Here is an 8,154-nt window from a genome sequence, read left to right as displayed (position 1 = left end):
AAGGTGACCGAATGGTTCCTGCACTTCGCGATGCGCTCGGCCGTGCGGACATACGCACTCACGGTCAAGGTGCCGGACGAGCTGCCGCGCTACGCTATTCAGCCGGCTGCCGGCCATTTCGCGCGCGGCTGCGCCATCTGCCACGGTGCGCCCGGCGAACCGCGGTCGCCCGCCGTCCTTGCGATGCTGCCGCAGCCGCCGGACCTTGCCGGCAAGGTCGGCGAATGGACGGACGCCGAACTCTTCCGCATCGTCCAGCACGGCGTGCGCTTCACCGGCATGCCGGCCTGGCCGACGCAGCAGCGCGACGATGAAGTCTGGGCGATGGTCGCCTTCCTGCGCGAACTGCCGATGATGGACGAGGCGCGGTGGCGCGACCTTGCTTATGGCAGTAGCGAACCGTCGACTGGCCAAACACAAGGCCTCGAACGCGCACTCGCCGACTGTACCCGCTGCCACGGCACGGACGGGCTCGGCCGGAGCCCCGCAACGCCCGTCTTGGCCTCTCAGCGCGAAACCTATCTTCTTGAGAGTTTGAGAGCCTACGCTACCGGCCACCGCCAGAGCGGTGTCATGGGAATTTCTGTCACCGCTGTCGACCCTGCACTCCTCGCCGATCTCGCGCGGCATTTTTCCGCGCTGCCTGCGCCTGCAACGTCGACGCAACCGGACCGTGCCCGGATCGCGCGTGCCGATGAGATCGCGCGACGCGGCATCCCGGAGCGCGACGTTCCGGCATGCCTGGGTTGCCACGGTCGTCCGGACCGCAACCCCATCTATCCGGAACTGTCCGGACAGCCCGCCAAATACATTGCGACCCAGCTCGAGCTTTTCCGGGAGGAAAAGCGCGGCGGCACGCGCTTCGCCCATCTGATGCGCAACGCTGCTAAAAACCTCTCGGACGAAGATATTGCCGCACTGGCCGCCTATTTCGCGCAAATGTCGCGTGCCGCCGCAACCGGAACGCCCTGATGGCGTTACGTCACTGTCCCAATCTTCGGGAATATCTGATGCGAAAAATTCTCGGCGTTTTACTCGTCATTGTCGCCTTCGTCGTAATCGCGGGGGCGGGCTTGTTCTTCTTCTCGCGCGAACAGGCCACCGTTCCGATCGAGCAGACCTACGGTCCAAACCCGACGCTTGCCGAACCCAATCCGACCTGGATACCCACGGTCCACGTTGCCGAGGCGACCCCTTGGCCCCAGGGCAAGATGCCGGTCGCCGCCCAAGGCTTCGCCGTCAACGAATTCGCTGGCGGCCTCGACCATCCGCGCTGGCTGCACGTGCTGCCCAATGGCGACGTGCTGGTCGCCGAAAGCAATGCGCCGCCAAAACCTGACGAAGGTTTTTCCATACGTGGCTGGTTCATGAAACTGTTCCAGAGCCGGGCCGGCGCCGAGGTGCGGAGCGCCAACCGTATCTCGTTGTTACGCGACGAGAACGGCGATGGCGTGGCTGAGACCAGGACAGTCCTCCTCAGCAGCCTCTTCTCGCCCTTCGGCATGACGCTGCTCGACGGCAAGCTCTATGTCGCCAATGCCGACTCGGTCGTCGCTTTCCCCTATCGCGATGGCGACGCCGAGATCACTGCTCCGTCCGAGAAGATCGTCGACCTTCCGGCCGGCCGCAATCACCATTGGACCAAGGACGTCATTGCCAGTCCGGACGGAACGAAGCTCTATGCCACCGTGGGCTCCAACTCCAATGTCGGCGAAAACGGCATGGAGGAGGAAGAAGGCCGCGCCGCCGTGCATGAAATCGACCTCGCTACGCGGCAGACGCGGCTCTTTGCGTCGGGTCTGCGCAACCCGAACGGCCTCTCCTGGAACCCTGAAAGCGGGGAACTCTGGGCGGTCGTCAACGAGCGGGACGAGATCGGCAGCGACCTCGTTCCCGACTACATGACATCGGTCAGGGATGGCGCCTTCTACGGCTGGCCCTACAGCTATTTCGGCCAACACATCGATGTCAGGGCGGAGCCACCGCGTCCGGACCTCGTCGGCAAGGCGATCGTGCCCGACTACGCACTCGGGGCGCACACCGGGTCGCTTGGGCTCACCTTCAACACCGCCGACCTGTTCGGCCCGCACATGAAGAATGGCGCCTTTGTCGGCCAGCATGGTTCATGGAATCGCATGCCGCGAAGCGGCTACAAGGTGATCTTCGTGCCGTTTGCCGACGGCAAGCCGTCGGGGCCGCCGCAGGACGTGCTTACCGGATTTCTGAGCAACGATGACAAGGCATTCGGCCGTCCGGTTGGCGTTGCCATCGACCGAACTGGCGCATTGCTGATCGCGGATGATGTGGGCAACAAGATTTGGCGGGTTGTCCCGGCGGCCGACTAGGCCGGCGCATCGCTTCGGCGCGTGGAACGGGTGGGCTCATGCCAAAACGACCGAGGAGCCGAGCGGATCGGCGCCATTTTTGGCGGAACAGGGTTTCTCGGCCGCGGGCTCGCGCAAAGTTGCCTGGCGAAGAAGTTTCGGGTGCGCGCTGTGTCCCGCCATCCTCATCGCGCGAAACCAAACACGGCGACGACCGTGCCCAAGGTGCACGAGCCGGTCGAGGCCGATGCATGGTTCCAATTTGGCTTGCGGTTTGCCCGCCCAAGGCTGGTTTGATCAACTGCACACCAGGACCGTGACGATAACTGAAACCGTCGCGAGCTCCGGCCCTTGGGCCAAGCGGCCACATAAGTTTATTCGTTTTTGACCAATACGCGCCGGCGGATTCCTGTAATCTTCAGAAAAACACCGGGCTAACCGGGGCCAACCAGAAAGGTCGGGGAATGAAATACGTCGTCGATACGATCGGCGGTCCCACAGGCGGTGATGCCTGGCAAGCCGCTGTTACCGAAGCCTATTTTCCGCTCGACACCGAGTATCGGAACCGTCGTGAATTTTCGGGCACGCTGGAAACCTTCTCGCTTGGGCTCGTCAGCGTGTCTAAAATGCGCTGCGATGCCGTAAGCTATCGCCGCCATCGCCGCCACTTCCTCAACGAACGTGACGCCAGCCTGCTCATCACCATCCCGGAGATGTCGGAGGTGAATTTCTCGCAAGGGTCGAGGACCGTCAATTGCGGTCCGGGGGGCTTCCTCGTTGAGAGGGGAGACGCGCCTTACGAATTCTGGCACGGCAAGCCAAACGCGCTGTGGGTCCTGAAGGTGCCATCGTCGAGCGTTCGGGCGCGGATCGGGTCTGCCGAACGGCTCAGTGCGCTCAGTTTCGACGCGACCCAGGGCGTCGCCGCGCTCTTCCTCGACACGGTGCGAACCACGATCGGCCATGTCGATGAGATCACTGAAGTCGCTCGTGAGATGATGGGCAGGCACATCCTGGAAATGCTGTGCCTGTCGATCGTGAGCGACGATCGCGTGCTGGACAGCAGCATCTCGTCGATCCGGGCCGGCCATTTGCATCGTGCCGAGCAGTATATTCGCGACAATCTGAAGAATTCCGGCCTCGGCCCGCAGGCGGTGGCCGATGCCTGCGGGATTTCCCTGCGTTACCTGCAGGTTCTTTTTCAGGACAGCAACCAGTCGATCAACGGCTTCATCCGCGACGCCCGGCTTGAACTTTGCGCCGAGGAACTGATGTCGGTGACCAACATCAGCAGCGTTGCCGAGATTGCTTACCGCTGGGGCTTTGCCGACCAGTCTCAATTCTGCAAGCATTACCGGACGCGGTTCGGTTGCGCACCGACCGATACCCGTCGCGAAGCAGCGAACCGGGCAGGCCGCGCTTCGACCTCAAGAGAGCGGCACTAGACCCGGCGAAATCCGGGCCAATTCCATAATCTATTGCGACGCCGCCCCGGCAAGGGCGGCGAAAGCCGGGCCTTGCCCGCAAATATCCCGCGAAGGAACTGTCATGAGCAGAATAAGAGTTGCCGTCGATGTCGGAGGGACTTTCACCGACATCTGCATCATGGACGAAGACAGCGGCGCGATCCGCATCGAGAAGACCGCCTCCACGCCTGACGATCCCATGCAGGCGATCATGAATGGCGTGGAGCAGGGCCGCATCGATCTTTCGGAGGTGACGCTGTTCTCTCATGGTACGACGGTCGCCACCAATGCGCTGATCACCCGCCGCCTGCCACGCACCGCAATGGTCTGCACCGAGGGTTTCCGTGATGTTGTCGAGATCCGCCGCGCCAACAAGGAAGACCTCTGGGACACCTACAAGGATGTCGCCAAGCCGTATATCCCGCGCCGCGACCGGCTGACAGTCCGGGAACGGGTCAGTGCCGAGGGCACGATCCTGGAAGCACTGGACGAAGAGGCCGCTCATCGCGTCGCGGAAATTCTCGTCAAACGGCAGGTCAAGTCCATCGCCGTCTGCTTCATGAACTCCTATGTCAACGGCGCCAATGAGCGCCGCATGCGTGAGATTCTGAAGGAGGCCATGCCGGATCTGCCGGTCTCGATCTCCTCGGAGGTGATGCCGGAAATCTTCGAGCACGAACGTTTTTCCACCACCATGGCCAACGCCGTCTGCGCCCCGGTCGTCGTCGATTACGTGTCGCGTCTCGGAGAAAAGCTCGCGGCCGCCGGATACAAACGAGATCTCCTGTTGCTGCACAGCGGTGGCGGGGTCATGACGCCCGCGAGCGTCAGGGATTTCTCGGCCCGGCTCGCGGGATCCGGCATCGCTGCCGGCGCGATCGCAAGCCGCTTCATCGGAAATCTCTGTGGCTTCCCGAACTCGATCGGCTTCGACATGGGCGGCACCAGCACCGACGTCTCGCTCGCATGGAACGGGGAGTCGCGCATCACAAAAGACTGGTACATCGAATTCGGATACCCCATCCGCTTCCCCTCCATCGAGGTGCTGACCATCGGCGCGGGCGGCGGGTCGTTGGCATGGCAGGACGAGGGCGGCAGCTTGCGCAACGGACCGCAGTCCGCCGGCGCCTTTCCGGGCCCGGCCTGCTACAAGAATGGCAACCGCACCGCCACCAACACCGATGCCAATGTCGTGCTCGGCCGTCTCGGCACCAGCCTTGCGGGCGGCAAGATCACGCTCGACCCCGCCCTGGCCGCCCAGGCGGTGCAGGAGACTGTGGCGACACCCTTCAGCATGGAACTCCACCAGGCGGCCGAGGCGATCATCGCCGTCGCCAACGCCAACATGGGCAATGCCGTGCGGCTTCTCTCCATCAGCCGGGGCTATGACCCACGCGACTTTGCGCTCGTCGCATTCGGCGGTGCAGGCGCTTTGCACGGAGCGGCCGTGGCGAAGGAGCTTTCGATTCCAACCGTGATCGTGCCACCCAATCCCGGCGTCACCTCCGCGCTCGGTTGCCTTCTCGTCGACGTGCAGCATGATTTCTCCGAAAGCTTCATGGCCGATGCTTCGACGGTCTCGCCCGCCGAGATGCAGGCGGCCTTTGTTCTGATGGAAGAACAGGCCGTTGAGCGCCTGACCCATGAGGGCGTGGCGCGCGAAGACATGGCGCTGCAGCGTACGGTCGAGATGATGTACCAGGGCCAGTGGCGCTCGCTCGCGGTGTCAGCCCCGGCACGGATCGAGAGCATCTGCTCGCTGATAGAGGCATTCCACAACGAGCACGAACGCGAGTTCAACTACCGCCGCGAAGAGGCGCCGGTGTCGATCTTCCGCATCGCGGTCAAGGCGATCGGCATCGTACCGAAAGCCGAGATGCCGCGGCATGAAGTCTTGCCTCATGTGCCCGAGCCGCTCGGCCGCCGCGGCGTCTGGTTCGACGGCGTATCTCATGATGCGGCTGTCTATGAACGCGACCAACTCAGGGCCGGCGCTGCCTTTGCGGGACCCGCCATCGTCGAACAGTTCGATTCCACCACCGTGGTTCCGCCGGGAATGAGCGCGACCGTCGACGGCTTCCTGAACATTCTCATCGTGACGAAAGGCTGAGACATGACAAAGCTGATTGAAACGAGCCCTGGCCTCGATCCGGTAACGTTCGAGGTGCTGAAGAACTCCTTCATCACCACCGTCGACCAGATGGCCGAACAGATGCTTCGCACCTGCTATTCCTTCGTCATCTACAACCGAGACTTTTCGAATGCCCTGCACGACGCCGATGGCAACTCCGTCGCCCAGGGCAACTACGACATCGCGGTCCATGTCGGCACACTGCACAACACGTGCAAGGAGGTGATCCGGGTCTTCGAAGGCGATATGGCACCCGGTGACGTCTACGCAATCAACGATCCCTATGCCGGCGGTACGCATTTCAGCGATGTTAGGCTCGTCCGGCCGATCTTCGATGAAGACAAACTGATCGGCTTCTCCCAGTCGAACGGCCACTGGTCGGATCTCGGCGGCTCGGTGCCGGGTTCCTTCGACGTCACCGCCCGCGACATGTTCCGCGAAGGCCTGCGGATCACGCCGTTGCGCCTTTTCCAGCGCGGCCGCTTCTGCTCCGACGTCGCCAACATGATCGCGGCCAACACGCGCGATCCCGCATCGATCATTGGCGACATACATTCCCAGGCGCAGGCGACGCAGGCCGCCGAGCGCGAACTGTTGCGGCTGGTCAAGAAGTACGGACGCGGCCAGGTCATGCGCGGGATGGAGGAGGTTCAGGACTACGTCGAACGTGCGGTGCGAAAGCGTCTCGCGGAGCTGCCCGACGGCACTTGGGAGACGGTCGACTACATCGACCGGGATCTCGGTGCCGGCGAAGGCATGATCCCGATCCGCATCAAGATGACGATCAAGGGCGACACGATCCACTACGATTTTACGGGAAGCCATTCGACCATTGCCTCGATGTACAATTCCGCCCCGGGCGCGACCTTCTCTGCCGTGGTCGCCGGCATGAAGACCTTCTTTCCGGACCTTCCACTCAACAGCGGGTTTTACCGGATGATCGAGGTGACCGCGCCAAAGAACAGCATCGTCAGCGCGGAATGGCCGGTGGCGGTGACCGGGTTCCTGATGCCGTTCGAAAAGATCATGAACGCGATCTTCGAGATGTGGTCGAAGATCATGCCCGAACGCGCTATCGCCTGCGCCTTCAACCTCGAATATCTGCTGGCCGGGGGACGGGACGCGCGCAAACCCGAAAAGCCGATCTTCATGTTCTACGAATGGCTGCCCGGCGGTTGGGGCGGGCGCAACGGCAAGGATGGTGCCGATGTCACCACCGCCTGCTTCGGAACCGGGCTGATGTCGCAGCCGAACGAAGGCAACGAGCGGGTGAATCCCACTCGGACACTCGAGTTCCAGATCAAGCAGGATTCAGCCGGGCCCGGCAAATGGCGGGGCGGCGTCGGCGTGCAGAAGACTTCGTTGCTGCTTGAGGCTGAAAATGCCGTCATGTCCTATATTTGCGACCGTGAGCGCGCTGTCGTCTGGGGTGTCGAAGGAGGCCTGCCGTCGATGCCCCACGGCTTGACCATGAAGCGCGCCGGAGAAGAGACCGAGATTTGGCTCGGCTCCGTATTCTCCGATTACTCCGTCCACACAGGCGACCAGTTCGCTCGTCCGACGGCCGGCGGCGGCGGTTTCGGCGATCCATTGGAGCGCGAGCCCCGCAAGGTGATGGAGGACGTGATCGACGACTACGTTTCCCTGGAGCGCGCCAGGACTGACTACGGCGTGGTGATCCGCGAAATCGACCGCGACCTGTGCCAGTACGAAATCGACGGGACGGCAACCGAAGCCTGCCGTGCCGACATCCGGGCGAAACGGAAGGACTGGGCACGCATGGATCCCGAGGAGGTCGCGCGCAAATACCGCTCCGGCGAGATCGATACGCTCGATGCGGTTCGGCACTATGCCGTGATCCTCGACTGGGAGACTGGCGAACTGCTCCCCAAAACCACCGCCCAGTTCCGGGAAAGTTTTGAGAAACGGACCGTCGCCCACTGGGTCTGAGCACTAACGAGCGCGCCGCAATCTTGCGGGCGCTCGCGGGATGCCCGAGTTATCTGTTTTTTCGATACGATATTCAAAGAATTACTATTTCACAGGAGCCTAAAGCTGGAGCAACAATGCTGCAGCGCCGCGAAAGTTGGCTGCTTCCGAGGGGTATGACAGATGGCACCAAGCGTGGAACGATCGTTCACCGCAGCCAGCACGATTGAAGAGGCAATGGCCGCACGCCGGCAAGGCGCGGCGGTGCTTGCCGGCGGCACCTGGATGATGCGTGATCCACGGC

At 62.6% G+C, this 8,154-nt stretch carries 5 protein-coding genes; all 5 read left to right on the top strand.

Annotation, left to right across the window (positions count from 1 at the left end; genetic code table 11):
• Positions 1 to 972: c-type cytochrome (locus tag EOC06_RS27425; RefSeq protein WP_128309246.1), on the top strand; the 972-nt coding region annotated here is incomplete at its 5' end.
• A gap of 38 nt (positions 973 to 1,010) precedes the next feature.
• Entirely contained in the window at positions 1,011 to 2,345 is a 1,335-nt protein-coding gene (locus tag EOC06_RS27420; protein WP_128309245.1) for a sorbosone dehydrogenase family protein, read from the top strand.
• Positions 2,346 to 2,788: 443 nt separating this feature from the next.
• A complete protein-coding gene (locus EOC06_RS27415) occupies positions 2,789 to 3,769 on the top strand; it encodes a helix-turn-helix domain-containing protein (protein ID WP_127317809.1) in 981 nt (326 codons plus the stop codon).
• Between the two features lie 103 nt (positions 3,770 to 3,872).
• A complete protein-coding gene (locus EOC06_RS27410) occupies positions 3,873 to 5,900 on the top strand; it encodes a hydantoinase/oxoprolinase family protein (protein WP_128309244.1) in 2,028 nt (675 codons plus the stop codon).
• Positions 5,901 to 5,903: 3 nt separating this feature from the next.
• The gene (locus tag EOC06_RS27405; protein ID WP_127380462.1) at positions 5,904 to 7,871 is read left to right on the top strand and encodes a hydantoinase B/oxoprolinase family protein; all 1,968 of its coding nucleotides are present in this window, start codon (positions 5,904 to 5,906) and stop codon (positions 7,869 to 7,871) included.
• Positions 7,872 to 8,154 lie beyond the last annotated feature (283 nt).

Source organism: Mesorhizobium sp. M7A.F.Ca.MR.362.00.0.0 (assembly GCF_004023175.1).
Taxonomy (GTDB): domain Bacteria; phylum Pseudomonadota; class Alphaproteobacteria; order Rhizobiales; family Rhizobiaceae; genus Mesorhizobium.
Note: the sequence above shows the minus strand (reverse complement) of the source record. Positions and strands in the feature narration are given on the sequence as shown.

Excerpts from the sequence above, each read along its gene's own strand:
- EOC06_RS27420 (WP_128309245.1), top strand. The coding sequence starts at position 1,011 with ATGCGAAAAATTCTCGGCGTTTTACTCGTCATTGTCGCCTTCGTCGTA.
- EOC06_RS27415 (WP_127317809.1), top strand. The coding sequence starts at position 2,789 with ATGAAATACGTCGTCGATACGATCGGCGGTCCCACAGGCGGTGATGCC.
- EOC06_RS27410 (WP_128309244.1), top strand. The coding sequence starts at position 3,873 with ATGAGCAGAATAAGAGTTGCCGTCGATGTCGGAGGGACTTTCACCGAC.
- EOC06_RS27405 (WP_127380462.1), top strand. The coding sequence starts at position 5,904 with ATGACAAAGCTGATTGAAACGAGCCCTGGCCTCGATCCGGTAACGTTC.